Raw genomic sequence first — 23,210 nt, forward strand, 5'->3', positions numbered from 1 at the left:
ATTTATTTCTGGATAATGGACCGCCTACTAAATAGCGGACTTTCGTAGGTGCTTAGGACCGGGATGAGTATTTTAAGTTTATGGTTAAAAAACTATTTGATTTCCATTGCGTTAATGGGAGATAACCTTCATCATGGGTAGAAAGAACTGTCCTGATTTAACGGCATATTCTTTAAAATGTTGCCAGCTATAACACGAACTAAAAGTTTATAATTTAGACTTAGTGAGGGAGAACTTATAGTGAGCAGAGGTAGCTAGCAAGTGGCTTAGGAGAGTCAAGAATTCTGAGTGATACATTCCCCATTTTCGTTCTTGATTGTTAATACAGCTTTCATTGATTCTTCTGAGAAGTCATATATTTTAAGTACAGGGTGATAATTATCATAGGCTTTTCCGAAAAAAACGCAGACAGCATTTGAGGCACAGGGCAAGACGTGTATTTTTTCCACTCCGTGATTATTTTTTAACTGTAGCATGAGCTTTTGCATCTCATTCATAAAGTTGATTCCTTCAGTTGGATGCCCTATTGATCCATTGCCAGGATTATGTGCAACTACTTCTATTACATACAAAGAGGGGTTCTCCTCTTGAAACTTTTTAAATTGTGGAGGATTCCCTGTAAATGCAAGCGTTAGAATAACCTCTTTTTCATTAGAAGAAAGAGTTTCCAAGCCATTTACAGTATAAGGTTTTTCTTCTCGTGGCTGATCTAAAGGCCATGTCCACTGTCCTCCATCACGATAACGAAGCATTGGATAAATCTCATTTTTATTACCGAGTTTTGCACCTAACCCAATTAATGCGGGCATTAAGCCAAATGCAAATAATCCAGCTCTATAATTATCACTATGTGTCTGTTGTAAAATCTCCTTAGAAGTTTTATCAATAAGAGAGGGAAGAATCTGCCAATCATAATTTGAAGGTAGATCCTTTAAAGCACTTTCGTTATCTGATAAACAATTTATTTCATTGTGCATGCGCCATTCCAGTTTATTTAAACATTGATTAACCTGAAGGTTGGAGGGAGCACTTATTGTTTTTTTTTGAACAGGCCATAGAACAGAGTAAACCTTAACAGGATGATAGGCTAAACTATTAAGTAATCTGTTTGCTGAGTTAACATAACTGTTTCTCATTCTTGAAAGCTTCTCTGCTGGATAATCTGGCGTTGCTATTTTGTCTATTAGGCGATGATGCTTATCGCATAATAGAAGGATATTATTAGGATCATCTGAAAGTTCAGCTGACAAATATAAAATTCCTCTCGGCCCTTTCTCTGAAGAGGCGACATTATGAGCTAAATATGAAAAGCAGCCTTTTGCACCTGTTATTTCATCTAAATTAATATTTACCGCACAACCTTCAAACATACATCGTCCATGAGATTCGAATAGAACAGTATTTTTTGTATTAGTGGGGATATTCGTCCCTCTTCCAGTTGTTAGGCTTAGGTCTTCTAGTCGTAAAACTAACTTTTCAATCTCTGATTTTTGAATAGTTTTTGCCTGAGCCTTTGCTCGATTCCATAAATTTTTTAAAGCTTCTAAAGAAATTAAATCATTGTATTGTATTGATATACCTTGAATACATCTATATTCGATATTATCTAATTTTGGAGACAACAGTTTAAGAGCTTTTATATTTTCTCCTGTTCCTAAGGCAGCCCGTAATGCTACAACTATTTCCTTTTGATAGATGAGAAATAAGATAATGGATTTAGGGCCTTGATCAGCTAATATACCTACCTGATCCCAGGAAATTCCTTGCTTACGAAGAGTATTAAGATAATCTGCTAACTTATCTAATTGATCAAACGGGGTATATTGAGTTTGTAATCTTAACTTTAAATTATTCATCCTTATCTTTCCTGATTTTTATAAATTGATTATATCTTTTATAGAAAAGATAAATATCTTTTCTCCCTACAATAAAGAAAAACAGATTCCGATCCTGGTTGCGTTTGATGCAACGTTCCCAGTCTTTCCGATCAATATTTGAGGGGGTTGGATAATCTTCTGGATGAGTATGCCAAGTTCCTACATATCCTAACCTCCCTCGCGTTCGCTCAAAGGCTCTGGAGACTACTTTTTGATGACTATTATCTTTTAACTTAAAGGAATATCTTGTAGACTCGTCGTGTTTATAAGGTTGCGTTACAAAATCTATATAAATATTCTCTTTATCCTTCCTGCCAATTAAAATTCCAAATTTTTCAGTATCCCTTTTCGCTAACTGCCTGGAATGTTTCCACCTTCTTAAGACTCTCCGATGAATATAAATTTTTTTCTCATTAAAAGAGAAGACAAGAGGATATTTAACTAACATTACAAAAATCACATAATGGATTATGAAGAGAAAGAGGTATTAAAGATTCTTGAAACAGATAGTAGCGATCGGTTAATTCAAACCCTTCTTCTTTAGCTTTCACTTCACTCCCTTTCCAACTAATTTTAGATGATTCTGTGATTTCTCTTAATAAATATTTTAGAGCTAAATCTGTAGCAATTAATGCTGTTTGTGATGCAGACAATCCGCTATAGGGTAAAAATGCACTTCCACATCCCCCATGATTCTTGGTTAAATTTTGATCTTCTTTTAAAAAATTAAGATTTGAATTTAATCCATTAATACCAGTAGGCTCTGTATAAGCGCAATATAAACACCCTTTGGATTTTGGAATATCTAAAATAGCATGCCCCCCGATACCATATCCTTCTACCCATGTATTAATGACTGGCACATTAATATTGTTCTCTTTAAGTTTTCGACTAAATAGTCGTTCATGCGTGGGATTTCCTATAGCAATAATAATTAGATCATAAAGCTCTAAACTTTTAATCAATTCATTTTTTGTTAAACTCAAAAGCTTGTCGTGAAAAGCTCTAGTATTTAACCATGGGTTTTTTCCTAATAATTCTATCTGTAAAGCACTTGTTTTGGGACGATTTAATGAATTTAAATCTAAAGTGTGTCTAAACAGATTATCTAAGCTAAAACAATCAGGATCGATCATATCTAAAAAACCTAATCCTGATGAGGCTAGTTTCTCAGCAATTTCTCCACCTACTGATCCAGTACCAACCAATAAAACTTTTTTATCGCTTAAAGCTACTTCAGCCCCACTGCGAGGCATCATCAATTCTCTATTAAAAGAAATAATTTCTATAGCTGATATATCCCATTTATCTAGCGCTTCTCTATTTAGCGGTAAAGATTTTTTAGATTTTTTATCTTTTAGTTTCAAATAGATACAAAACCACGTTTTGCCTGATGGTACAGGTGCATTAAATATTAACCAAAACTCATTAGAGCGATACCCTGATTGATCTTGAAACAATCTTTCATCTTCTTTAGAAAGTTGTGATAAACAATTGAGATAGTAATCTGATAATTCTTCTTTACGCCAAGGGGCAGGCGATAATGATTGCAAGGGTAGAATATATCCTCGCTTTCTTGCAATTTTTCTTGAGTTATATTTTAAAGACAATTCAAAAAAATCTGACAATTCGCTCTCTTTAGAGTCGGCAATATAATAAGAACCTAATCCATATTCAGAAGGTGGGGCATAAATATTCAGTATTTCAAAATCTCCAGATTCAGAAGTGCAAATTATTTTCTTATGTGAATCGGTATAAATATTGAGCCAATGCGCTTGGAATTCGCGAAGCTGTTCTAATTGATTAAAATTGTCATCCATAATAACTTCAGTTAACAGATTTTCATAACGCTTTAAAGTTTCCTCAAAAACAAGCTTAGGGCGATCAAAGTTTATAGAGAGAGATTCGGGAGTATTCACACAAAACATTCCCAATTCCTCATCCTCAATTTCATGAAGTGATATGTGTGCCAGCCTACCTAGCGCTAATGGACTTTTCACAAAGAACAATGGCATTTCAGTTAGTTGATCTAACTTAAAATGTACCAATTTAATCTTATTATTATCGATGTTAAGAAAAACCGTTAAGCATGGTTGCTCTAGAAAATATGACTCTTCTACTTTATAACCACAATCATCCAAGTGCTTTAAAATATCGTCGTAATTAATCATGCGCCCTGAGATGTCCCTACGATACCTGCTGATAAAAATTTATTGCTTGAATCGTTGGATTCAGTAGAACTCTCTTCCGTAACTGCCACCGACGGAAACTGATCTCCAAACTGTTTATTCATTATTCTGCATTGTTTAGATAAATCCATACTAGGATCACTTACTTCATTGAGCTTATCCACTAATCTATTTAAGCGATTGCATAGCTGAGTTCCACTCTCAGAACTTCCCTTTCCATCATAAATGTCTCTATAGGGTGTTACTGGCAAATCAATTCTGATCTTATATTTATTATCGCCTTGTGGAATAAAGTAACCTGCAAATAAAATGGCATTAATTGTGTCTCTTAGCGCTTGAACATCATCTGCAATACCTTCACTGTTAATGGAAGGCTTAAATTGCCTCTTAAACATCACAGTTAATCCGATAGAAAATATGTTTTTCTTGATAAAGTCAGAAAACTGATGGTTTCTCCATTTTTTTATATAACGAACTAAACGTCTAAACTGATCTCGATGCTCATCTTTATAGTAAAAATACATATCAAAATCATTAATCCAATTCCTTAAACCTATTGGATCGGAATCAGACCATTCTTTTGTCGAATTACTTTTACCAACTGCCAATTGATAGTTCCCATGAGAATCCCGTTTATAGATAGGGATATCTATGTGTAAGTTATCATTTTTATAATCTGCCGTTACACAAGGTTTTTTAATTTTTGCATTTTCAAATCCTCTTTTCTCTAGAATGTCTAGAACGATCTCTTTAGGTTTTAGAGGATTGTCAGGCGCTTGATCTGCATCAATCACTATCGCTCGGTCAATATCGAAATCTTCATTCTCGTCCTTTATAGCAGTAAATGTAGAAAGTGAACCTTGAATAAAATTATCGATAACAGGATACCCTTCCTCCTTAAATCTCTCTTTAATCTTTGCGAGAATACTATCATCTTTTTTGCGAGCAGCTGAATATACAGGGTCCTCTCGTGTTAAATGAATGTTTTTATTAAATTCTAGAAACTTTTTTTGTAATGACATTTGTATGAGTCCCTCTTTGTAGGTTATGTAGATGTTTTTGCGGTATGGGGATTGTTTTTTAATTAAATCAGTCATTTATTATCCAACTAGTATATATATTAACAGATGCGTTTAGGGCTGCATTAAGATAAAGTAAATAATAACAAGATTAATTAATGGAGAGCCCTGATGAACCAAACAGAACTTTTTGAGAATTTAAAAAAACTCACGGAAAAAAGAAGCCAAGAGAATTTTATTTTTGAGTTTTTAGCGCTATATAATTTACCTAAATCGACTATTACACGTCTCAAAAAGACTCTGTCTGGGGATCAAGACAATATTAATATCGCCACTAATCCGGAAGTTGGTGAAATTGCTTACCAGCGGGGAGTGTATTTTAAGCCGATTAAAAGTGAGGAGAGCTTGCTGGCAGAGATGGATAAATTACGTGCTCTGCCTGTGATTAAGGCCAAGAACATTCACTTTATTATTGTGACCAATTATGTAGATCTATTGGCTTATGATGTTGTTAATGATGAGTCTTTAGATTTACCATTTGAAGAGCTTTATAAGGAATATGGCTTCTTCTTGCCTTTGGCTGGATTAGAGAAGGGATTTGAATTTTCGGATAATCCTGCGGATGTAAAGGCTGCTGAAAGAATAGGGCGTCTTTTTGATTTAATCCGTTATCGAAATGAAATTGTAAGCACAGAAGAAACACATGCTTTAAATGTGTTTTTAACACGTTTGCTCTTTTGCTTTTTTGCAGAGAGTACGGAGATCTTTAAAAAGGGGCAGTTTACTAGGACAGTTGCAGAATATACAAAGGCAGATGGTTCAGACCTTAAGGCTTTTTTAAAGAGTTTATTTAAAGTATTAAACAGTCCAGAAGATTCTCAATTTCGTCAAAATGCCCCACGCCATTTAACAGATTTTCCTTATGTTAATGGGCAGCTTTTTGAAAAAGAGGAAACAATTCCTCATTTTGATGCTCGAACTCGTCGAATGTTACTTGATTGTAGTAATTTAGATTGGTCTGAAATTAATCCTGATATTTTCGGGTCGATGTTCCAGGCGGTGATCAATAAAGAGCAGCGCCGTCGTTTGGGGCAGCACTATACCTCAGTCCCTAATATTTTAAAGGTATTATGTCCTCTCTTTTTAGAGCCTTTGGAGAAGGAATTTGAGCGTAGTCGTCATAGTGAGCAACGCTTAAAGTCCCTACTTGTACGCTTGGGAAATATACATGTGTTTGACCCAGCTTGCGGCTCTGGAAACTTTCTGATTATTGCCTTTAAAGAGCTTAGAGCATTAGAAATAAAGATATTAAAAGCGATTCGTGAGCTAGATAGCGCTCAACAGATGTTCGTAACGAATATTAGGCTTGATCAATTTCATGGAATTGAAATTGATGATTTTGCTCATGAAATTGCCCGTTTATCGCTTTGGCTTGCAGAGCATCAGATGAATCGTAAGTTCAATCAAGAGCTGAGTAGTCATTTAGCAACCTTACCTCTTCATGAGAGTGGGCATGTTGTTCAAGGGAATAGTTTGCGCATGGATTGGGAACAGTTTTGTCCTACTGGTGATAGTAGAGAGATTTATGTTGTGGGAAATCCGCCTTTTAATGGCGTTAATAGCCGCTCCGATGAGCAATCGGAAGATATGGAAATTATCTTTAAAGGCTTTAAAGGGTTTAATTCATTTAAATCGCTCGATTATGTCACCTCATGGTTTTGGCGAGGTGCTCAATATATTAAAGCAACAGATGCAAAGCTCGCTTTAGTAGCCACCAATTCCATTTGTCAAGGAGCGCAAGTGGCGCCTCTTTGGGAACCCATTTTTGAATTAGGCGTTGAGATTGATTTTGCTTATCAAGCATTTCCTTGGAAGAATAGTGCCCGTGATGTTGCCGGTGTTCATGTAGTAATTATCGGACTTTCCAGAGTAGCAGATAATAAGCATAAGAAAATTTATCGTGAGATTGATAAGAATTGGCATCAAACTGAGGTTAAAAATATTAATCCTTATTTAATTGAGGGGAAAAACTTGGCAATCGTCACGAAGAGAAAGCCAATATGTTCTGGGATTACACCAATGACTAAAGGAAGTATACCTTATGATGCAGGAAACTTATTATTAACAGATGAAGAAAAAGAAAAGCTATTAGAGTTTGAGCCTGAAGCGGAAAAGTGGATTAAACCTATTTTAGGGGCTCACGAATTTATTAATAACATATCCCGTTGGTGTTTATGGTTAAAAGGAATAAGCTCAGAAGAACTTAAAAAATTACCAGAAATATCAAAAAAAATAGAAAGAGTAAGAGACTTTAGATTATCTAGTACTAGAAAAAATACTCGTGAATGGGCTGATATTCCCCATTTATTTGGAGAGGATCGTCAGCCAAGGAGTGGTCATTATATTTTAGTTCCAAGCGTAAGCTCAGAAAGACGAAGATATATTCCAGTAGGATTTTATGAGCATACAGTGATTAGTTCCAATCGAAACTATATTATTCCTAATGGGACACTTTATGATTTTGGGGTGTTAAATTCTACTATGCACAATGATTGGGTTAGGATTGTTTCTGGCAGACTAGAAATGCGATTTAGTTATTCAGTTACAGTTGTGTACAATACCTTCCCATGGCCCCAAAACATTGGGCCTCAACGTCGTGCTCATATTGAGGAATTAGCCAAAGATATTTTAAGAGTCAGGGCTCGATATCCTGATAAAACCTTAGCAGATCTATATGATCCCGAAAAGATGCCAAGAGATTTGCTGGCGGCGCATGAGGCTTTAGATCGTGCTGTAGAAAAGCTCTATCGAGATGCTCCCTTTAGAGATAGCAGTGAGCGATTAGAGCACCTTTTTAAGCAATATGAAAAATTAATTGCTGAGGAGGAGAAGTAGCATGTCCCACGTAACTAATATTGTGAATGTTACCTATGATCAAACAGGCTTAAGCACACAGAATAATTCGCTTGGAATGCGGGAAATGCAGGCGAGAGCATATGAGCAGCGTGCAAGCCAATATCTCCTTATTAAAGCGCCACCCGCCTCAGGTAAATCTAGAGCCTTAATGTTTTTGGCTCTGGATAAGTTACATAAGCAGGGCTTAAGAAAAGCCATTGTGACCGTACCCGAGATGTCTATTGGGGGTTCTTTTAACGATACAGACTTAATGAGCCATGGTTTCTATGCTAACTGGAAGATATTGGAGCGCAATAATCTTTGTTTAACTGATGGAGTATCCTCCGGAAAGGTTGATCGCTTCGTAGATTTTATAAGAAGCGATGACCCAGAAGATAATATTTTACTTTGTACACATGCAACATTACGTTTTGCGTTTGAAAAGCTAGATCCAGAAGAGTTTAATCAAACCTTATTAGCGATTGACGAATTTCATCACGTATCAGCAGCCGAAGATAATATTTTAGGCAAGTTAATCGACAAGCTAATGTCCCACTCTAATGCGCATATTGTTGCAATGACAGGCTCATATTTTAGAGGGGATGCTGTTCCTATATTAGAGGCAGAATCAGAGGCAAAGTTCACAAAAGTCACTTATACCTATTATGAGCAGTTAAATGGTTATACCCATTTAAAAACCTTAGGCATTGGATATCACTTTTATCAAGGACGTTATCTTGATGCATTAGGTGAGGTTTTAGATCCCCATAAGAAAACATTAATCCATATCCCTCATGTAAACTCTGTCGCTTCAACAGGGAATAAATATATGGAAGTTGGGCACATTCATGATGTGATTGGAGAGATAGTCTCTAAAGATCCTGATACTCATATTTTTACTGTAAAAAGGCATACTGACGGGGCTTTAATTAGGGTAGCTGATTTAGTTGATGATAGTAAAGAGCGTCCAATTGTTATGGAGTATCTGCGCAATGTAAATCATGCGGATGATATCGATATTATTATTGCGTTAGGTATGGCTAAAGAAGGCTTTGATTGGCCATGGTGCGAACATGCTTTAACAATAGGGTTTCGAAGCTCCCTGACAGAGATTGTGCAAATTATTGGTCGAGCTACTCGGGACTGTGAAGGGAAAACACATGCACAATTCACTAATCTTATTCCTCAGCCTGATGCGGCAGATGAAGATGTTGCTATCTCTGTAAATACAATGTTAAAGGCGATTAGTGCCTCGCTTTTAATGGAGCAGATTTTAAAGCCTAATATTACCTTTAGACCTCGCTCAACGGTGGCAGAAGGAGAAATCTTAGAGCCAGGAACCATTATTGTTGATGATACGACTAAACCAGCTTCAAAAAAGGTCCTAGATATTTTAAATGGTTCTACAGATGATCTATTTGCAGCCTTGTTACAGGATGATCAAGCACAACAAGCTTATTGGACTGAAGAAGGTGTTATTGAAACAGAAGTGGTCAATACATTCATCATTCCTAAAATCATTCGTAATCTTTATCCAGATCTTACTGACGAAGAAGTGGATCAAGTACAACAAGGATTATTAACGGATCTATTTGTAAGACAGAATGGCGGCCTTATTTCAGAAGATGAGCTACCTAAAGATGCTGTGATTGATGGTGGCTTTGTACAAGAGATTCCTAGTGAGGGAGAGTCACAATCTGACCCTGATTATACAGGGAGACAGTTTGTGAATATCGGGAATAGATTTATCAATATTGATGATTTAAATGTAGATCTCATTTCTTCTGTAAATCCTTTTCAGGGGGCTTATGAGATTCTCTCTAAAAGTATCGATGCGCCTTTATTAAAGACTATAAAAGATACGTTAGCAGCCAAAAGAATTGATATGACCGAAGAAGAAGCGGTTATGTTGTGGCCACGAATAGGTGAGTTTATAGAGGAGCATGGTCGAGAACCCTCTGTTGATAGTAATGACAATATCGAGAGGCGGATGGCTGAAGGATTGTTCTATATTCGCCGAAAATATGCTGAAAGATTGGAGAATGAATCATGAAGTTAGTAGGTTTAAGAGCACAGCTTCCTTTCACTTCATTAGAGGAAATTTTTCAAGAAGGAAACGATCCGCATGGATTACTAAAGTCTGTAAAGCCTAAAAGAAAGCAGGCGTTTAGTGATTCTCCTTTAGTACGCCGTCTTGAGGAGATTAATCAATTTATAGATCAAAAAGGCAGGGAGCCTGAATTAGAAAGTGATGATTTTAATGAAGAGTTACTGGCTGAAACCTTAATGGCGATTAAACAGAATGAGGAGCAGAGGCGGCATTTGTACTCATTTGATAGGCATGGTCTTTTGCAGAACACTCAAGAGGTAAATCCTCCAGTTATGCATGAGCAAAAAAAAAAGAAGGAAATAGCAGCTAAAGTAACGTCCTTGGATGATATTTTTGCCACAGGTGGAGATCTATTATCTTTACCAAAATCAGAGATTTTTAATCTTAAGCATGTTCCTAGAGAGACCAAAAATATGCCAGATGAAATTGCTGATCGTTTTCCATGTGAGGATTTTTGGCGATTTGAGCCACTTTTTCAAGATATGCACACTAAGTTACAGCAAGGAGCTTATACACTACAAAAATTTAGTAATAACTCGCAGATAAGAGAAGGGGATTTCTTTATTTTAAAAGGAGTTAGTTGCTTAGTTGATGCTATTGGAACCGAGAGTGAGCGAGATGATTATTATAATCCCAGATTGCGCTTAATTTTTGAGAATGGACAAGAGTCCAATATGCTTATGCGTTCGTTAGCAGCATCTTTATATAAGGAGCATAATGGGAGGCGGGTTATAAAGGGGTCTGATGATATTGTGGATGCTTTTAATCAAGTATCACATAGAGATAAGCCGTTAGGTTATATATATGTACTTCGATCTTTAGCTAATAAGCCAGAACTTGCTGCTTACCCAGAGCTCCACAAAATAGGATTTACGACAACATCTGTCGAGCAACGCATTTGTAATGCAGAAAATGATATTGCCTTTCTGGAGGCACCTGTGAAGTTAGTGACTTCTTTTGCTTGCTACCATATTAACCCGCAGAAGCTTGAGCTTTTAACACATACATTTTTAGAGGCTCAAAGACTGAATATTACTTTAATAGGGAAAAACGGTGAGAGTTATCAGCCACAAGAGTGGTTTAATGTCTCTTTGGACACCATTAAAGAAGTGATTAGTAAAATTAGTAACGGCACTATTAATCAATACAGAATGAATAATACGACTATGAAGTTAATGAAGAAATAAATACTAATTCTTATTAAATATTTAAGCTAAAAACATTTTTAGCTCTTGGATTAGATCTTCGCATATTTCTTGATCGAGTATGAAATCGAAAATTAATGCCGGACTGATATCTTTATAGTTTGTGAGAGTTTTGTAGAAATTCTTGGCATTTTTACTGGGATTTATGTTTTCCTTAGGAATAAATTGAAAGTCTTTATCAAGTAAATCATCAAGAGCAGAGGGGGTATTGGTATATAAGTTATAGGTATATTTCTCAATATCATCAAAGGGTAAGAAATAATGTGAATTTTTGAACTTTTCCGACTTTTGATCCCCATCTAAAATTACTATTACATTACTTGGATTCGATAAAAAATTATCATTTTTGTTTTTTTCATATAAAGCATTAGTACTATTAGCTGTTCCAACTGGCAATATTTTATATTTATAAAAGCAATTAGAAATTTTTTTTCGGATTAAGCGCTCAATAAAGTCGCAGGTTAAGTTATCTTCAACAAGAATATATTTATCAAACCCTTTAAAACCAAACAATAAACTTTTTATATAATAATAGCTTTGGGGTTTGATTGTTACTTCTTTTTTTGTATTGGATAAATATAATAATTCTTGTTTTTTTAGAGTTTTCATTAGTGCGAGAGAATGAGTTGTGAATATGATTTTTTTATCCTCTTTTTCACTTAAGTCTCTCAGATATTGAATAAGATTTACTTGAGCCTCAGCATCTAATGCCGAGTCGATTTCATCTATAAGAATTATCTTTTTTGAAGGGTTTTGAAATGCACGATAAAGATTAATAAGAAAAAACTCTCCAGAACTAAAATGGTCTTCTCTAATATATCTATTAGTACCTCTTAAAAAGAAGCAAACGGACAGTTTATCTACAATAGTTTCTTTCAGCTTATCGAATTTATTAGTGTTATAGATTGAGTTAAGAAAGTTAATCAATTTGCTTGGTTTCTTGTATTCTTTTTGACTGATTTGAATTTTAATATTCTTATCTTTGGTTCTTATTTTTTGTATATGAGAGTATCTATTTCCATATGGAAATGCTGACTCAATGCAGAACTGATTAATAATATGATCTGGGGGGATCTTTCCTTTACAGTCTAAAGATTTTAGGATCTTATTGTATAGATAAGAGTAGTGTTGTCCATCTGATAGTGTATAGCTAATTTGACTAGAGTTTTCATCAAATATGTGACGAGTACATTGCCTTCTGAAAATATCGCTTATAGCTATGTTAGCGATAGCTCTAATAAGGGTTGTTTTACCAGATGCATTTTTTCCTACAATACACTGTATATTTGGAGACTGTGCACTTATATCAAATATACAATGTGAGATTCCCTGAATGTTTTTAATTTCAATTCTCAGCATTTTCCGTCTCTAATATTTTTTTTAAAAATAAATCTACAGCTAATATTCCATATTTTCCCTTTAATTTTCTAATGTATGCAGGATCTATAGCATTAATGTGAGCAAGTACGCCAGATATATGTGAAATACCATTGGGGAATTTTTCTTGAAGGAATGTTGGCCAGAGATCAGGCTTATTCAAATAAATGTATAGAGCGCTCTCAATGTCATTTTTAGTAGAGCGATCAACAGTAATAAGCCCATTCTGTAATATAACATTGCCTAATATTTTAATTTTATCAGATTGTTTATTTAACATTTTACTTTTGTTTTTATTAATACGTAGTCTATTGTTAAATTCAGTCTCTAGTAAGTTATCTATTATCTGGGGAATTGTTAAGAGGCTTTCTTGCTGATTACTAGAAAAGATGAGGTCGTCAGCATATCTTGTATAAGTTACGTATAATTGGGAGCAAGACTGTTGGAGTAAATTGTCAAAATCAAACAAAATACAATTGCTTAATATAGGAGATGTGGAAAATCCGATAGGTAGTTTTTCTTGTATCGTTGTAAGGCTAATTATTTGTTCTAGATACTTATCACAATCTGAAATAGGAATTATATCGAGATTATGTTGTATAACTTTTTTAATATCAGCTTGTGTTAAGCTTGCAAAAAAGTTTTGAAAGTCTGTTATGTAATAGAACTGATTTTTTACATGGGGTTCAACAGCATTTTTGCTATTTTTATTTTTTCTGTATGAGAATACGATTTCTGTGTTGAATTTTAAGTTGGAGAGAACTGCTAATCTTAAAAAATTATGAGTATCAGCTAGTTTTTGATTGGCTTTATAAGCTTCTTTTTTTTTAATAGTAAAAGCTCTAGATTCTCTTTCTGCGTTTAAGTTTATTAATTCATCAAAAAGATATTTACCTGCAAAAAATGCATTAAAAGATTGCTTTAAAGTTGGGTGCCTGGTTTCACTTTGAGATAACTGATGATTACTCATAATATTTCCTCTAAATTTATAAAAGCACGTGCAAGTTACCTTACACGTGCTTTTATAAATTTGCTAAAATCCCGTAGAGGTCGATCATCCATTTAAGGATTGACTGGAGATACTCCTAGTCATCGACATGGGTAAATTATTTCACGGAGTGTTGATAAAGTCAACTTAGTTGAGTGGATCCAGCATTATTGTAAATTTTAGGTCTGATTTTAATTGCAATCATAATTGTTAGATCTATCAAAAACAGTCTAATTTAAATAAAAGTTGGAGTAAATCAAAATCCAGACAGCAAAAAGCCCGCTAAATAGCGGGCTTTAAGACTTTGTAATGGTGCCTAGGGCCGGAAATTTAGGGATGTGTATATAGTGGTATATCTAATAATATCAGCAAGATAGCTAAAAATTAAATATATATATTGTTATATAAAACCTTTGAGTTGGAGTAAAAGTTGGAGTAATCCGTACATTTTTAGGCCTTAGAAACACAGCTTACAATTGAAGTATTACACGTTACATAACCTTTATTTTTTTATTACTCTATACCTATCATTTTATTCATATAATCTCTATAAAGAGCCTTATCTGCGTTGATGCAGTTCTGATCATTTTTACTTCCTTGAGTGACTTCGCATTTCTTTTTTACTGCTTCAGCTTCATCTAAATTATCGAGATAGTAATCAACAGGTTTAACTTCTTCAGAGCAAGCTGTAATTACAAAAATAGAGAAAACAGTAATCATAATTTTTTTCACAATAAATTTCCTTATATTAAAATCTTTAGGTTCTTGAATTTTATTTCTGCCTTTAAACTATCTAAATTTTTTAAATATGCAGACTTTTGGGACTATTTAAAGTAATTATATGTATAACCATTCTTTAATTTCCAAAATAGAGTTTACCGATTTCTTCAGCTTTCTTTCTTTCGCCATAGTGAATTAAAAGATCTAAGCATTTCAAAGTATATAACGGTAAATTTAGATCAATAACTTCCTGTTCTGTTATCCCGTATTCAATAATAGTTTCTATAATTTCTTTTTTATTTAAATGATCGAATTTTGGCTTTTTAATCCAATCCAATTCAATATTTTTTTCTGAATCTTTAATTTCATCACTGACTGTTTTTTTGTTTTCTTCTCTTGGTTTTTCTTTGTCTTGAAATCCTCCCTCTGGAATATTTTCTATCGCACTGCTTTTGTTTTCCTCTATTTTTTTTACATATCTGTTATAAGCTTCCCAGAGCGATCTGTATCTTATTTTTAAGTTAAGATCTTTCCCTAATAATCTTGATATATCTGTTAAGTTAAGAGATCGATCCAAGAAGTATTTTAAATGGTCATAAGATAGCCTAACAAATTGTGCATATTGGATACTCCCATCTCTATCTGTGCTTGCTTTTAAGTTCTCAATTAAAAATTTATATTCAGGTTTATTTATCATTTCTTACATTATGAACCTCGTGTGGATCGTGTGGATCGTGTGGATCTATTGTGGATCGTGTGGATTTCTTGTGGATCTCGTGTGGATCGTGTGGATTTCTTGTGGATCTCGTGTGGATCGTGTGGATCTATTGTGGATCTCGTGTGGATTGTATGATGAACCTCCTCTTTTTCCTGTGGATCTGCTGTGGATTGTGCGTGGATCTCTTGTGGATTGCAAGTTTTTTTCTAAACTTTTGTGGATCTCTTGTGGATCTCGTGTGGATCGGATATGTTTAGATACTCTCATGCCACCACATTGATTAAAAAGGAAGGCACGATGGTGGTTGTATACAAATTGCTACGCAATCTGATAACAACCACATGTGCTTAGGGGAAGCCCCTAAAACCCTTTTTGGAAATCATACGATTTAAGGACTAAGAAAATGAAGAAAAATAATGTGATTACATTCCGCTTAAGCGATGAAGAATTTAAACCTTTTTTGGAGGCTATGGAGATATTAAGAAGCGATAATAAATCTGATTTTTTTAGAAGTTTAGTTGTATCTAACTTTGATTTAAATAAAGTCGATAAAAGAAAAACAGAAACATTTAACGGGCTTCTTTATTGCTTCAATAAAGCCAGTAATAATATCAATCAAGTTGCAAAAAGAATCCATCAAGAATCATTAAAAGAGAATGGAGAGTTAAAACAAGAAACTTTAAATGCAATTTTAAGAAGTGTTAATAATCTTAATGAAAACTTTAGAACAGGTATTACTGAATTTAAAAATAAATAGGAGCTGTTGAATATTGCGCCTCAATAGCCCCTTTAATAATTTAAAATATATTCTGAATATATAAAATCGGTTCTTACCCTCGAGCTTCTCATTGTATGATGAGCGGCGTTATTAGAGGGTAATGGGATTTTTTGATTTGATCTATTCCAATGATTCATTCCACATTCTTTCACAAATTTCTTGATAGAGCTGTTGTCTTTGATCTATATCCATTTTTTTAAACGTGTTATGTGGTTTAAATGGCAACTCACTGTGATGAATAAAATTGGTGAAATTAGGATTATTTTTGTAGGTAAGCTCACATAATGATTTAGCTAAGAGATTCTCTTTTATATAGTGCGCCTGTTTCTGTTCATAAGGTTTATCGCCATATGATTGATTTGATCCTCTAGGCAGTAAAAGTAGATCACCAATATGATTGCGATATACTTCAAATTCGCTCTCTTGTGAAAATTCATCGGTGTGACGAAAGAATTTATCAGCCCAAATATGTTCTACTTCAAAGGGCTTACCATGTTCTGGATTATAATATGTTAAGAAATTACTTCCCATTCCTGCTTCTTTTTCAACCCAAGCAGTTATTCTAGATAAAAGATATTTTACAAATCTACGATTTTGCCCATGTAATCTAAAATTGGCCATTGCATTAAATTTTTCTCCCATACTATTGAGCTTTTGAGAAAGGATATCCCTCAAATCATCCAATGATTTATGCCGTATCTCTTTAACAAGACTATACATTGTGTAGCGAATAGAATTTGCTGAGAAATTTTTAAAATTGACAGAGCGGCGAACAACAAATGTTTCAATATATCTAGCAACAAGATTGATTTTAGCTTTTGTTATAGCTTCACTATCTCCAATTACTAATGGTGCTAGCATTAAAGGATAGCTCAATGTAGGCGCAATTCCCCAATGATTAATATAGTAGACATACTCCATATCAGTGGTTAATTGTTGTTCTGCTTTTAAAATTTTAAGATAACTTTCAAAGAAATAATGAAAATCAATATCAAAAAAAGTTTCAAATGATTTTTTATCTGAATCTAGCTCCATTTTATCAAGGTTATCTCTAAACCAACTATGGAATCGAGTACCTATTTTTTCAAAATCTTCATTTTTAGAGCCTGCTTTACCTGGGCGAATCGTATCAGCATATTGCCCCCGTAACCAAGCCTGAAAGAATTTAGAATCATCATTTTGATCAATGCTCTTTAAATCTAATATCTTTTTTTTCCAAGTCTCATTGGCTCGTTTTCGAGCTTCAGCATTTTTGAATTTAGAGAGAATAAATCCTTTTAACATTTCAGCTGATGTAAGACTTAATCCTCTATCATTCATTGTTTCAAAGATTGTGTAAGCATTTTCATCTGAATGAGCAGTTATTTCTACTAAGATGACATTGTATTTCAACCAATCAACAAAGTGTGGGAATGCTTCTTTTTTCAATTCTTCCGGGAAGAACTGTTCGATATCCTGATATCGTTCTAACATATTAATAGTTGACTCATCGTCATTTTCTTTAATTTGATAGTCGCCTGTTTCAAAAAGAGATTTCAAGCAAGGAATACGCTCATCAACTGTTATATTAAAAGACTTAACGCCTCGTAATTCTGAAAAAATCATCGGCGTAATATTTTCTTGATGCTCAAAATCTTTTTGCAAATTATTTAAAAAAATTAAAAATAGGGTAAGGGATGTTAACCGTTGTTGACCATCAATGATACTGAGCTGACCGCCTTTATTGCAGACCACGAAAGGACCTAAATAGTAATTATTGTAATTTTGTCCTTCTTCTCGAGAATCACCAGGCGTATATTCATTTAAAAAAGCGCCTGTTAAATCAGTAATCAGCTCTTCTATATGTTTTTCTGTCCATTGATATTCTCGTTGAAAGTAATCGACAGAGTATTTTTTTTCAGTTAGAACTTGAGAGATATTACGGTCACTAGCTTCTATTTTCTTCTCTAATTGTTGCATTATTCATCCTATTATATTTGATATAAATATTAATTAATTATGGGGGCTATCCTAGATAATACACTTTAAGGTATTATTTGGGTATGAGAAAAAGTAGATTAAGTCAGTATAAACAGGATCGTTTAATTGAGCATTTTGTGGCGGGCACAACAGCAAGATGCGCTGCTGAATTGGTCCAGGTAAATAAGAATACTTCAGCTTACTATTTTCATCGTTTACGTCTGATTATTTACGAACATCAGAAGAGATTTGAAAATACCCTTTTTGAAGGGAAAATTGAAGTAGATGAATCTTATTTTGGTGGAATTCGTAAAGGTAAAAGAGGTCGTGGTGCTGGAGGGAAAACCCCTGTTTTTGGTCTATTAAAACGCGGAGGAATGGTCTATACAAAGATTATTCCCAATGCTAAATCTGAAACATTAATTCCCATTATTGAGAAAAAAGTTATTCCCGATAGCATTGTCTATAGTGATTCATTTAAAAGCTATAATGCGCTTGATGTTAGTGAGTTTAAACATTATCGAATTAACCATAGCGAACTCTTCGTAGAATCTCATAATCACATTAATGAAATTGAGAATTTTTGGAACCAAGCGAAACGCCATATGAGAAAATTTAATGGCATTCCTAAAGATCATTTTGAGTTATATTTGAAGGAATGTGAGTGGCGTTTTAACAACAGTGGTTATCAAAATCAGCTAAGGCAGTTAAAACGACTTGTTCGAGAGTTTATGGGTTAGTTATCTAGGACAGCCCCATTTTATATTTGTTTGGTTTTATAAGAAGGGTTTTAGGGAAGTCCTTAAGCACAGTCGATCCAATCAGATTACGTAGTAATTTGTAAACGGATCGCCATCGTGCCCTAACTTTAAAATTTCAATTCTCAATCCTCAAAAAATCCTCAAATAGTCCTCAAAAAAAAAGAGAGCTATAGGGTAGCTCTCTAAATTTTACTTAACCAAGTTTATTAGCAATTTCTGTAGGCGTGGCATCATAGTAAATCATTAAAGACTTTATATTTCTGTGTCCTAACATTTTAGCTAAATCTAATAAGGGGATTAGTTGAGCTAATCGAGTACAAGCTTCATGTCTTGTATCATGAAATCTCAGATCTTTAATGTGGCATTTTCTAACGCATCTTCTAAATAATGTAGATACTGTATCGGCGTCGATTCCAAAAACATCTCCATTTTTTTGTGGCTTCATAATTTCTAATAATTGGATAGCTCTACTACTAAGAGGAACATGACGGCGATAACCGTTTTTTGTTTCTATAAGAGTTAAATATTTGGCTCTTAGATTAATTTGTTGCCAAGTAAGTGTTGTAATTTCACTTTGTCTCATAGCAGTTTCTAGAGCAAATAAAAATATTAATCCTACTTTCTGTTTTTGGGTACTTACATCAGGATCATCAGGATTAAAATTTAATTCAGAACATATTAAAGATATTTCATGATCGCTAATTCTTCTTTCCCTAGGTGGAGGCTCTGGTAATCTTCTAAGATCGTCTAAGGGGTTAGTAGATAACCATTTCCATTCTAATCTAGCGGTTTCAAAAACTGCTCTTAGGATAGTTGTTATTCTGTTTTTACTTGCAGGTGTAACCTTTAAAAGCCTTCTCCAATGTGCGAGTTCATCTGTAGTTATTGAGTCTAGCTTTCTATCAAGAGGGAGATTAGAATCGCGAAGCATAGCATTTAATCTTAATGTTTCCCATCTGGCACCTCTTTTTTCTGGAGTAACGAGATCCCGATATCTTTCAATAGCTTCTCTTAGCGTCTTAGTCGTGTCTATATTTTTATATATACCGGCTCTAATTTGTGCCTCTCTGACTTCTACCCATTTGATTGCTTCTAATTTAGTGGGGAATGTTTTGTAATCAGCATAGGTTTTATAATTGTGTACAATGCGTATTCTGGCATGATAATTTTTGCCTTTTTTAGTAATTGATCCCATATTATCCCCCTCTTTTAAGCTTTCTTTTTAAATAACCAATAATCAATATCTGACTCTAACCACTTAGGGTGACTTTTATCTTCGTATCGTATTGGTTTAGGGAAGTCAGGAAGGGTGACAATATTTTTTTTTGCATGCGTCACATGAACATCTAATTTTTCGGCAACCTTTTTAATAGATAGGCATCTTTCAGATTTAATTAGAATATAATTTTGTCCTTCTTTTACTAGATAACTCATAGATTCTTTTGTCATAATCTCTCAGTTCCTTTTTCAAAAATATAACAACGTAGCGTTTTGTTAGTTATTGCGCTTCTAATAGTTTTTGCTTCGATAAATTTGTGTCTAATAGATTGATTTAAGCTTTTCTGAATGATCTTAATATCTTCTAAACTTTGACTAAATTGACTCGCTAAGCGATAGAATTCATTCATATTAATAGCTATTTGATTAGGATCTTTTGCGTGATTAAAACTCATAGATGCATTATTAGAAAGATATTCATACACATCCCAGAATTGAGTAATATGCATAGGTTCCCTTATGATTTCTTTTGTTTTATGTAGAGCCATTTTGTGGATAAATGCTTCAGTAAATGACAAATGAGCTGACTCTAAGGGTAAAATTTTTCCTAAAAACTTTAAGCAACATAAAATTAAAGCGTGTGTTACTTCGATGCGGTTATAGCTATTATTTTGTAAGGTTTGTTTGAGGCTATCTCGATAAAAAGAAAAATCTTTATCTATAATTTGTAGTGCTAATTCTTCATGTCTTAGGACATAGAATAAAAATCCAGATAGCTCTTGAACAGTTAAGCGTGATAACTTATTAGCTGATAAATAAGAATCTTGAGTATGGTGTGATCTGTCAAAATGGAGATCTATTAATCTAGACTCTATAGCCTCAGATCCCTCCACTCTTCTATTTTGAGATATAACTAACCCGCCTCTAAAAGGTTGGCTATTAATGGTATTATCAGTTGTTTTCTTAGCTGTGATACGAGGAGAATTACCATCAAATAAAGCTTTTAATACTTCAACATTAAAGCCCTTTAATGTTTGATTGCTGTATGGATCATCGATATCTCCTTCTATAAATACGATGGGTAAATTGGAGACCTGCATTAAGTATCTAGATCGGGCTGAATGTGAGCCCGATGAAGGATTCTCGCCTTCATATTGATTTCTTCCAAAGAGTTTCCATAAAAACTCTATTAGAAAGGATTTACCTGCACCGGCTTGTCCTGTAATAGTAAGGAAAGGCCATGGATGCTCTCTTTCTCTAATTTGTTGTACAAATAAAGTACCAACCCAAAAGGCAAGTGCAATGATCCCTTTGTGTCCAAATGTAATTATAAAGTCTTGTAGCCACTCATTTCTGTATTCAATATGATGAGTAAAATTAAGTGCTAGAGTACTTTTGATATTGAGATTATTAGGAAGCTGAAAATAGCCTTCATCATGTATAGGATAGATTTGACCTAATTTGACGGCATATTTTTCGAATATGTAGGCCTTATTTTCTTTGCAATATCCTACGTAAGGAATTGTTTCAATATTCTTTAGATCATGGGCTTTATCTTTGAATATTTGATTCAATTGATTTGTATTACCAAGAAATATAGCCCCTGGAAGAGATCCCATAATAGTGGCTTTAAACTCTGTACTACTTGCCAAAGATTTAGGTGAAATCGGCAGTTTAATTTTATTATTTTTATTTTTTATACTTGTGAAATAAAAGCTTTCTTGAGTGATGGAATCTCTTTGAAAATATAGAAATTGGATAGTAAAGTTACCTATCTCTGTAACTTTGCAATTCCGACAAAAGATCATAAATAAATCAAGATTAAATCCTGTATTATCGACTCTAGGAGCCTCGACTTTTGAAAGATCTTTATTGATTTTATGATTATCAACTTTGCACCAGTAAATTTTGTTATCAAACTCAGTAAATAATTGATCTTCCTTGTTAATAAGCCATGAAGTATAGACATTATTCAAAAGGTTATCTTGCAGAAAAGATCGATAATCATTTTTAGATTCCCTGATTATCGGGGAAGATTGACTTTTTTTAGGCATGATTACTCCTTTACTACATAAAGATGAATTTATGTAGTAGCTTTTTTTAGACGAAAAATCCCCCTATAGCTTAGATTTAAGCTAATTAGTATGAGTGTGGGGATTAGATATGAAGCTAAGAAATAAGGCTAGCTTCGTGATCGATAGCGTTTTTAATAATTAAATAGCAGTAGGTGGATAAAGGTATCCCCTTTTTTTCTGCTAATTTTTGTAATCGAGAGATATCTTGAGGCATAAATCGAATATTAATTACTTCGGATCGCCTTGTTGGAACATTGTTATTTTTCATATACACTTACCTGTTGAAGATACTTTTATGTATGGCTTGGAGTAGCTCTATAGAAGTATAGTAGTGCACATTCGTAACAATATCAAGGATATTTTTATAATATGTTAGAACTTGCTAAAAGATTAAGACTAGAACGAGAAAAAACCGGCTTGAGTGCGGAAGAATTTGGCATCCTAGGCGGTGTGGGAAAAGCATCCCAATATAATTATGAGAGAGGTTCTAGAAAACCAGATGTTGAATATCTAGCAAATATTGCAAAAATAGGCTGTGATATTCAATATATAGTTACAGGTGTGGCTTCTGATCAATGTATTGAACCGGAAGAGGCGGAATTTCTAACGCTATTTAAATTGGCAAAGAAACCATTGAAGTTAATAGCGATTCAAGTATTAAAAACCAAATTACCAGAAGAGTAAATTATGAAATCAGCAGAAGATAGGTTAGATCAAACTATTCAACGAGATATTTTTTTTGATTTTAAAAAGTTAATTATTTTTAATTTCACCTTAATCTTTCTCTTTTTTATTTTTGCGTTCGTTACCCAGATTGTTTCTTCGGAATATCAAAATATATTCATGATTGGATTAGTTGTGTTCGTAGTCGTTTCGATCATTTCTAATGTGATTCTTATCCGAAAATTAAAGAGAATGGAAGAGGAGTATAGAGAATTTAGCGAGGCAGTCATTCGAAAAGCAAAGCTGGACCAATAAATTGCTGCCAGCTCTAGCATTCCAGAAAAGCTCCTTTGAGGAGCTTTTTTATTAGTTAGATTTTTTTAGCCGTTGTTTCTAAGCTTATTCAGTGAAAAGAGCAATTAAAAAGTAAAAAACCAAAGGCCTGAATAAAACTTGTAACAATGTAACAGAAACCCTTTTTTCTCTTGTATTCCTGATTATTGCAGGGTTTTCAGAGATAGTATTGGTGTAACATTTACGTAACAAAGATATAACAATGTTACTAAATAGAGATGTGTTCATCATTGTGTTACAGGAATGTTACAGAAATGTCACAAATCACAATTCTTTATAACCCCATGATACCAACGTATTTGGG

Annotated in this window: 19 protein-coding genes; 7 read left to right on the forward strand and 12 right to left on the reverse strand. The window is 33.9% G+C overall.

The features are described from left to right. Positions 1–275: 275 nt before the first annotated feature. From AC0SAP_RS05530 to AC0SAP_RS05545, 4 genes are read right to left on the reverse strand one after another with little or no spacing between them, the layout of a single operon-like run. On the reverse strand, positions 276–1,856 hold the full coding sequence (locus tag AC0SAP_RS05530) for an SAVED domain-containing protein (RefSeq protein ID WP_473383310.1): 1,581 nt from the start codon (positions 1,854–1,856) through the stop codon (positions 276–278). Further along, positions 1,849–2,325 carry a Mov34/MPN/PAD-1 family protein gene (locus AC0SAP_RS05535; RefSeq protein WP_473383311.1) on the reverse strand — a complete coding sequence of 159 codons (477 nt, stop codon included), beginning with the start codon at positions 2,323–2,325 and terminating at the stop codon, positions 1,849–1,851. Before AC0SAP_RS05535 ends, AC0SAP_RS05530 begins: the two co-directional genes overlap by 8 nt. Continuing rightward, on the reverse strand, positions 2,315–4,048 hold the full coding sequence (locus AC0SAP_RS05540) for a HesA/MoeB/ThiF family protein (RefSeq protein WP_473383312.1): 1,734 nt from the start codon (positions 4,046–4,048) through the stop codon (positions 2,315–2,317). Before AC0SAP_RS05540 ends, AC0SAP_RS05535 begins: the two co-directional genes overlap by 11 nt. Further along, the gene (locus AC0SAP_RS05545; protein WP_473383508.1) at positions 4,045–5,088 is read right to left on the reverse strand and encodes a cyclic GMP-AMP synthase DncV-like nucleotidyltransferase; all 1,044 of its coding nucleotides are present in this window, start codon (positions 5,086–5,088) and stop codon (positions 4,045–4,047) included. Before AC0SAP_RS05545 ends, AC0SAP_RS05540 begins: the two co-directional genes overlap by 4 nt. 168 nt (positions 5,089–5,256) lie before the next feature. On the opposite strand from AC0SAP_RS05545, the gene AC0SAP_RS05550 reads away from it, so the two are divergent. The 3 genes from AC0SAP_RS05550 to AC0SAP_RS05560 are packed head-to-tail and all read left to right on the forward strand — an operon-like array spanning position 5,257 to position 11,277. Further along, positions 5,257–7,980 (forward strand): DNA methyltransferase, encoded by a 2,724-nt coding sequence (locus tag AC0SAP_RS05550; RefSeq protein WP_473383314.1) that lies wholly within the window; start codon positions 5,257–5,259, stop codon positions 7,978–7,980. Between the two features lies 1 nt (position 7,981). Further along, positions 7,982–10,033, forward strand: a complete 2,052-nt coding sequence (locus AC0SAP_RS05555; protein WP_473383316.1) for a DEAD/DEAH box helicase — start codon at positions 7,982–7,984, stop codon at positions 10,031–10,033. Beyond that, entirely contained in the window at positions 10,030–11,277 is a 1,248-nt protein-coding gene (locus AC0SAP_RS05560) for a GIY-YIG nuclease family protein (RefSeq protein ID WP_473383318.1), read from the forward strand. The genes AC0SAP_RS05555 and AC0SAP_RS05560 overlap by 4 nt, the downstream gene beginning before the upstream one ends. Positions 11,278–11,298: 21 nt before the next feature. On the opposite strand, the gene AC0SAP_RS05565 is transcribed toward AC0SAP_RS05560, so the two are convergent. The 4 genes from AC0SAP_RS05565 to AC0SAP_RS05580 all read right to left on the reverse strand — a co-directional run bounded on the left by AC0SAP_RS05565 (position 11,299) and on the right by AC0SAP_RS05580 (position 15,077). Next, on the reverse strand, positions 11,299–12,654 hold the full coding sequence (locus AC0SAP_RS05565) for an ATP-dependent nuclease (protein ID WP_473383320.1): 1,356 nt from the start codon (positions 12,652–12,654) through the stop codon (positions 11,299–11,301). Further along, positions 12,641–13,642 (reverse strand): reverse transcriptase domain-containing protein, encoded by a 1,002-nt coding sequence (locus AC0SAP_RS05570; RefSeq protein WP_473383322.1) that lies wholly within the window; start codon positions 13,640–13,642, stop codon positions 12,641–12,643. The genes AC0SAP_RS05565 and AC0SAP_RS05570 overlap by 14 nt, the downstream gene beginning before the upstream one ends. A 531-nt stretch (positions 13,643–14,173) precedes the next feature. Continuing rightward, complete coding sequence (locus tag AC0SAP_RS05575) at positions 14,174–14,392, reverse strand: EexN family lipoprotein (protein ID WP_473383323.1); 219 nt, start codon at positions 14,390–14,392, stop codon at positions 14,174–14,176. Between the two features lie 124 nt (positions 14,393–14,516). Beyond that, entirely contained in the window at positions 14,517–15,077 is a 561-nt protein-coding gene (locus AC0SAP_RS05580) for a hypothetical protein (protein ID WP_473383324.1), read from the reverse strand. A gap of 424 nt (positions 15,078–15,501) precedes the next feature. Between AC0SAP_RS05580 and AC0SAP_RS05585 the strand changes: the two genes are divergently transcribed. Continuing rightward, positions 15,502–15,855, forward strand: a complete 354-nt coding sequence (locus AC0SAP_RS05585; RefSeq protein ID WP_473383326.1) for a hypothetical protein — start codon at positions 15,502–15,504, stop codon at positions 15,853–15,855. Positions 15,856–15,996: 141 nt separating this feature from the next. Here AC0SAP_RS05585 and AC0SAP_RS05590 read toward each other — a convergent pair whose 3' ends face one another. After that, positions 15,997–17,835: a DUF262 domain-containing protein gene (locus AC0SAP_RS05590; RefSeq protein WP_286481550.1), complete on the reverse strand. Its 1,839-nt coding sequence runs from the start codon at positions 17,833–17,835 to the stop codon at positions 15,997–15,999. Positions 17,836–17,918: 83 nt separating this feature from the next. Between AC0SAP_RS05590 and AC0SAP_RS05595 the strand changes: the two genes are divergently transcribed. Then, positions 17,919–18,575: an IS1595 family transposase gene (locus AC0SAP_RS05595; protein WP_473383327.1), complete on the forward strand. Its 657-nt coding sequence runs from the start codon at positions 17,919–17,921 to the stop codon at positions 18,573–18,575. 214 nt (positions 18,576–18,789) lie between these two features. Here AC0SAP_RS05595 and AC0SAP_RS05600 read toward each other — a convergent pair whose 3' ends face one another. From AC0SAP_RS05600 to AC0SAP_RS05610, 3 genes are read right to left on the reverse strand one after another with little or no spacing between them, the layout of a single operon-like run. After that, positions 18,790–19,791 carry a tyrosine-type recombinase/integrase gene (locus AC0SAP_RS05600; protein WP_473383328.1) on the reverse strand — a complete coding sequence of 334 codons (1,002 nt, stop codon included), beginning with the start codon at positions 19,789–19,791 and terminating at the stop codon, positions 18,790–18,792. A 14-nt stretch (positions 19,792–19,805) separates the two neighbouring features. Next, the gene (locus AC0SAP_RS05605) at positions 19,806–20,045 is read right to left on the reverse strand and encodes a hypothetical protein (RefSeq protein ID WP_286481547.1); all 240 of its coding nucleotides are present in this window, start codon (positions 20,043–20,045) and stop codon (positions 19,806–19,808) included. Continuing rightward, positions 20,042–21,868 carry a hypothetical protein gene (locus AC0SAP_RS05610; protein WP_473383330.1) on the reverse strand — a complete coding sequence of 609 codons (1,827 nt, stop codon included), beginning with the start codon at positions 21,866–21,868 and terminating at the stop codon, positions 20,042–20,044. The genes AC0SAP_RS05605 and AC0SAP_RS05610 overlap by 4 nt, the downstream gene beginning before the upstream one ends. A gap of 390 nt (positions 21,869–22,258) precedes the next feature. On the opposite strand from AC0SAP_RS05610, the gene AC0SAP_RS05615 reads away from it, so the two are divergent. Together AC0SAP_RS05615 and AC0SAP_RS05620 are read left to right on the forward strand one after the other, a co-directional pair. Next, complete coding sequence (locus tag AC0SAP_RS05615) at positions 22,259–22,573, forward strand: helix-turn-helix domain-containing protein (protein WP_473383331.1); 315 nt, start codon at positions 22,259–22,261, stop codon at positions 22,571–22,573. 3 nt (positions 22,574–22,576) lie between these two features. Beyond that, positions 22,577–22,867: a hypothetical protein gene (locus AC0SAP_RS05620; RefSeq protein WP_473383333.1), complete on the forward strand. Its 291-nt coding sequence runs from the start codon at positions 22,577–22,579 to the stop codon at positions 22,865–22,867. The last annotated feature ends 343 nt before the right edge of the window (positions 22,868–23,210 follow it).

The sequence above is a fragment of the Ignatzschineria sp. PL_is040 genome (genome assembly GCF_055813795.1).

Excerpts from the sequence above, each read along its gene's own strand:
- AC0SAP_RS05530 (WP_473383310.1), bottom strand. The coding sequence starts at position 1,856 with ATGAATAATTTAAAGTTAAGATTACAAACTCAATATACCCCGTTTGAT.
- AC0SAP_RS05535 (WP_473383311.1), bottom strand. The coding sequence starts at position 2,325 with ATGTTAGTTAAATATCCTCTTGTCTTCTCTTTTAATGAGAAAAAAATT.
- AC0SAP_RS05540 (WP_473383312.1), bottom strand. The coding sequence starts at position 4,048 with ATGATTAATTACGACGATATTTTAAAGCACTTGGATGATTGTGGTTAT.
- AC0SAP_RS05545 (WP_473383508.1), bottom strand. The coding sequence starts at position 5,088 with ATGTCATTACAAAAAAAGTTTCTAGAATTTAATAAAAACATTCATTTA.
- AC0SAP_RS05550 (WP_473383314.1), top strand. The coding sequence starts at position 5,257 with ATGAACCAAACAGAACTTTTTGAGAATTTAAAAAAACTCACGGAAAAA.
- AC0SAP_RS05555 (WP_473383316.1), top strand. The coding sequence starts at position 7,982 with ATGTCCCACGTAACTAATATTGTGAATGTTACCTATGATCAAACAGGC.
- AC0SAP_RS05560 (WP_473383318.1), top strand. The coding sequence starts at position 10,030 with ATGAAGTTAGTAGGTTTAAGAGCACAGCTTCCTTTCACTTCATTAGAG.
- AC0SAP_RS05565 (WP_473383320.1), bottom strand. The coding sequence starts at position 12,654 with ATGCTGAGAATTGAAATTAAAAACATTCAGGGAATCTCACATTGTATA.
- AC0SAP_RS05570 (WP_473383322.1), bottom strand. The coding sequence starts at position 13,642 with ATGAGTAATCATCAGTTATCTCAAAGTGAAACCAGGCACCCAACTTTA.
- AC0SAP_RS05580 (WP_473383324.1), bottom strand. The coding sequence starts at position 15,077 with ATGATAAATAAACCTGAATATAAATTTTTAATTGAGAACTTAAAAGCA.
- AC0SAP_RS05585 (WP_473383326.1), top strand. The coding sequence starts at position 15,502 with ATGAAGAAAAATAATGTGATTACATTCCGCTTAAGCGATGAAGAATTT.
- AC0SAP_RS05590 (WP_286481550.1), bottom strand. The coding sequence starts at position 17,835 with ATGCAACAATTAGAGAAGAAAATAGAAGCTAGTGACCGTAATATCTCT.
- AC0SAP_RS05595 (WP_473383327.1), top strand. The coding sequence starts at position 17,919 with ATGAGAAAAAGTAGATTAAGTCAGTATAAACAGGATCGTTTAATTGAG.
- AC0SAP_RS05600 (WP_473383328.1), bottom strand. The coding sequence starts at position 19,791 with ATGGGATCAATTACTAAAAAAGGCAAAAATTATCATGCCAGAATACGC.
- AC0SAP_RS05605 (WP_286481547.1), bottom strand. The coding sequence starts at position 20,045 with ATGACAAAAGAATCTATGAGTTATCTAGTAAAAGAAGGACAAAATTAT.
- AC0SAP_RS05610 (WP_473383330.1), bottom strand. The coding sequence starts at position 21,868 with ATGCCTAAAAAAAGTCAATCTTCCCCGATAATCAGGGAATCTAAAAAT.
- AC0SAP_RS05615 (WP_473383331.1), top strand. The coding sequence starts at position 22,259 with ATGTTAGAACTTGCTAAAAGATTAAGACTAGAACGAGAAAAAACCGGC.
- AC0SAP_RS05620 (WP_473383333.1), top strand. The coding sequence starts at position 22,577 with ATGAAATCAGCAGAAGATAGGTTAGATCAAACTATTCAACGAGATATT.